Here is a 3,367-nt window from a genome sequence, read left to right as displayed (position 1 = left end):
CGCCAGGCGTTGTTGCCGGTGGTGGGGCTGGTGCGCCAGTTCACGGTGGGCGCGTCGCGGGTGCCGCACACGTCCACCCAAGTGTTTTCGAAGCTCTGCACCACGGGCAGCGTGGCGTAGGTCACCGCCGCCGTGGTCACCGTCACAGCCGCCGAGGTAGCCGTCAGCGTGCTGACCGCGCAGGTCACCCGCACGCGGTACTGCGAGGTGGTCGATTGCCCGCTCACGGTGTACGGGTTGGTGGTGGCCCCGGTGATGTCGGTAAACGAAGTCCCGCCGTTGGTCGACACCTGCCACTGGTAGCCGATGCCGGCGTCGGCCGTCGCGCCCGCCAGCGAAAGCGTGAAGCTGGTGGAAGCACACACGCTGCTCACGCTGGCCGTGGCCGTGCCGGCCGTGGGCGTGCCCGCGCACACCGAGTTCACCGATACGGCCATGATGTTGAGCGAGCCCGCCGTCGAGGTTTTGGCCACGGTGATGCTCTGAATCGTTTTGCTGTAGTTGGCCGGCAGCAGCGCCAGCCGGTATTGGTACAGGCGCGGGTCGGTCGTGCTATTTTCGATGTTGTCGTTGTCGTAGTTTACCCGGCTAATGCCCTGAATGGCGAAGGGCGTGCCGCCAAACCAGTCGCCCACCGTGATGCCAGTGAACGCCTGCGTCGTGCCGTCGCTGAAATTGACCGTGGCCGTCATGGTGCTGGCGCCATTGCCCGAAGCCCCCAGCAGGTACACGTCGCCGGCCGATTGTGGCGTGGCCAGTGTGAGCGTGCCCGCGCCCGTGGCCGCGGGCGGCAGCCGCAGCGAGTTGTTGGCCGAGTACGAGGCCAGCTGAAACGACAGCCCCGCCGTGACGGCGCTGTTGATGAGTCCCGTGGCCGGCAGCGCCGACGTGGGCGAAGCCCCGGCGGGGTTCACAAAATTGGGCGCCACAAACGCAAAGCGGCTGTTAACGCCGCCACCATCCATGTCGGCGGTAGTCGACGACATCACGGTGCCCGTGCCGTTGGCCACGATGTCGGCGGTGAAGCCTGTGACTGCCACCGGGGTAAACCCGGCCTGCGCCTGGTAGCTGATTCCCAGCCCCAGCACCCATGCCAGGGATTTGCATACACGCGTAAATGTTCTTTTCATAAAGGGAGAATGAGGAGAGTGAGGAGAATGAGCGGAGGGTTGGTAATGAGTGGAGTGCGGCGGGTGGGTGATGATGCTGGGCTCGTAAATCTATCAATCGATTGATAGCCCGCCAACACCTGTAGAACAAATAATTAGCTCATCCTCTGGTGACCCGTTGCGGTGCCCGCAAAAAGCTTCGGCCCGGTACCCCGATTCGCAGTGGAATCGGAATACCGGGCCGGTTTGGCGCGGATATAAGCGGCGGGTCGGAGCTACGCCGGCCGCACCGGGCGCTTCTCCAGAATAAGCTGCGTGCGGTAGTCGTACAGCCCTTTTTCCAGGCCCACCGGGAAGGTGTGGGGGTTGAGAAAGCGCCGGATGCTGGGGTCGAGGCTCTGCACTTCGCGCTGGGCATGGTCGCGGCTTTCGGCCAGGGTGGGCAGCTCCAGCACGCGCTTGCCGGCCCGGAATACGGGCTCCAGCAACTCGCGGAACTTCGTTTCGGGCTTGATGGCCAGGCGGCGCGTCACGTCGAGCGGGTCGACGAGGGTGAGTTCTTGGGGGAGGGGCTCGGCGGTGTTGTAGAGCATGTCGGCGCGGGGCTTGCCGTACTCGTTCTGGTAGCGCCGGATTTGCAGGATGCCTGGGATGCTGGTTTTGGCCACCTGCTCCGAGAGCTTGATGGTGAAGTCCCAGCCCGAGTCGTCGGCCTTGCGCAGGGCAGCCAGCTTGTACACGCCCCCCAGCGCCGCCTGGTTGTAGGCCGTCACGAGCTGCGTGCCCACGCCCCAGGTATCGATGCGCGCGCCCTGCTGCTTAAGGCTGGTGATGAGGTTTTCCTCCAAATCGTTGCTGGCCACGATGCGGGTGTTGGTGAAACCGGCCTCATCAAGCACCGCCCGCGCCTCGCGGCTGAGGTAGGCCAAGTCGCCCGAATCGAGCCGAATTCCGGCCAGCTCGTGCCCGTTGGCGCGCATGTCGCGGGCTACTTTGATGGCCTGCCGCACGCCTTCCAGCGTGTCGTAGGTATCGACCAGAAATACCGAGTCGTCGGGGAAAGCTTTGGCGTAGGCCGCAAATGCCGTGGCCTCGTCTTCAAATGACATCACCCAGCTGTGCGCGTGCGTGCCGCGCACCGGAATGCCGTAGCGCTGCCCGGCCAGCACGTTGCTGGTGGCATCGGCCCCGCCCAGAAAAGCCGCCCGGCTGGCTCCCAGGCCCCCATCGAAACCCTGAGCGCGGCGCAGGCCGAACTCCAGAATCTGGTCAGAAGGGCCGGCGGCTTCGCGGATGCGGGCCGCCTTAGTGGCAATTAGCGTCTGGAAGTTGATGAGCGTGAGCAGGGCCGTCTCGAGCAGCTGGGCCTGCAGCAGCGGGCCGCGCACGCGCAGCAGCGGCTCGTTGCCGAACACCACGGTGCCCTCGGCCACGGCGTCGATGTCGCAACTGAACTCCAGGTGGCGCAGGTAGTCCAGAAACTCGGGCGGGAACATGGGCGTGCCCTTGCTGCCGCGCAGGCTACCAAGGTAGGCCAGGTCGTCGTCCGAAAATTTAAGGTTCTCCACCCAGTCTACGGCCAGGGCCAGGCCCGCCGCCACCGCGTAGCCACCCTGGAACGGCGCCTTGCGGAAATAAAGGTGAAACACCGCCTCGCGGTCCTGCAGGCCCTGCAGCCAGTAGCCGTAGGCCATCGTGAGCTGGTATAAGTCGGTGACGAGGGCAAGCGAGGGCGCGTAGAGGCCGGAGAGGGGAGCTGCGTTCATACTGCGAAATAACAGCCGGGCGTGGGTTTTGCTTTTTTAGCGAGGGGTTTTGTATGGCTGGAAAACCCGTTGAACGTCATGCTGAGCGCAGCCGAAGCATCTCTACTGCATAAGCAATTCATTTACTATTGCACGCGAGATGCTTCGACTGCGCTCAGCATGACGTTCAACGGCCCTACCTTGCCGGCTACATGAACCCGAACCCCGCCTCAACTCCCAAAAAAACGCCCGCCGAACTCATCCGCACGCTCGACGTGCGCTGGCGCCTAGGGCTGGCGCTGCTGGTGGGGGGCCTGGTGGCTTGGCTGCTGCCCCACGCCCTGTCCCTCTGGGTACCGTCGGCCGACATCAGCCCGCTGGCCCGCACCGTAATGGGCTGGGTGGGCTTTGGGGCGGCCGACCTGGCGCAGGTGCTGCTGGGCATGTGGGAAGCCGACACGGAAGACATCCGCTGCGTAGCCGGCACCGAAGACCTGCCCCGCACCGTGGGCT

Annotated in this window: 3 protein-coding genes; 1 reads left to right on the top strand and 2 read right to left on the bottom strand. The window is 64.8% G+C overall.

The window, feature by feature from the left end; translation table 11 throughout:
• Together ACYVDE_RS17990 and ACYVDE_RS17985 are read right to left on the bottom strand one after the other, a co-directional pair.
• Positions 1 to 1,130, bottom strand: a 1,130-nt coding sequence (locus ACYVDE_RS17990) for a hypothetical protein (protein WP_460502935.1), incomplete at its 3' end; no start/stop codon positions are given.
• Between the two features lie 254 nt (positions 1,131 to 1,384).
• Positions 1,385 to 2,875 (bottom strand): nicotinate phosphoribosyltransferase, encoded by a 1,491-nt coding sequence (locus tag ACYVDE_RS17985; protein WP_460502934.1) that lies wholly within the window; start codon positions 2,873 to 2,875, stop codon positions 1,385 to 1,387.
• A 191-nt stretch (positions 2,876 to 3,066) separates the two neighbouring features.
• On the opposite strand from ACYVDE_RS17985, the gene ACYVDE_RS17980 reads away from it, so the two are divergent.
• The coding region (locus ACYVDE_RS17980; protein ID WP_460502933.1) for a hypothetical protein at positions 3,067 to 3,367 on the top strand (301 nt) is incomplete at its 3' end.

Source organism: Hymenobacter agri (assembly GCF_054778495.1).
Note: the sequence above shows the minus strand (reverse complement) of the source record. Positions and strands in the feature narration are given on the sequence as shown.

What these genes read in the sequence shown, in the direction of transcription:
- ACYVDE_RS17985 (WP_460502934.1), bottom strand. Translation starts at nt 2,875, where the DNA reads ATGAACGCAGCTCCCCTCTCCGGCCTCTACGCGCCCTCGCTTGCCCTC.